We start from the raw sequence: 334 nt of genomic DNA on the forward strand, positions 1-334 counted from the left end.
GGCGGCGTCCGCGACACGCTTCGCAACGTAATGGAGTATCACCTAGACTTGGACTCGGAGCAGTGGGGCTACTGGCTCCAAGCAGAACCGCACGGAATGGGCACCGCTGCGGACCCCGACAAAGACGCCGGGCTCAATGCCTGCTACACTCATATTCACGTCGGCGTCTATTTCGACGGTGCCGGGTTCGGTGATCTCCGCCCGGTAGCCTCTGAGTTTGAACGGGTGATTGACAAGCATCTCGAAGTGTGTGACCCGGCCGGTTGGTCCGCACACGACTACGACGCTATCGACGACTACCTTCAGGAAGACTACGGCTGTATATCGATGAACG

The 334-nt window shown here is 59.0% G+C and carries 1 pseudogene; it reads left to right on the forward strand.

From position 1 onward, the window contains the following. Positions 1-334: pseudogene (locus EXE45_RS18470) on the forward strand (hypothetical protein); the annotation flags it as partial.

Origin of the sequence: Halorubrum sp. SP9 (genome assembly GCF_005435015.1) — an archaeon.
In the GTDB taxonomy this organism is placed as follows: domain Archaea; phylum Halobacteriota; class Halobacteria; order Halobacteriales; family Haloferacaceae; genus Halorubrum; species Halorubrum sodomense.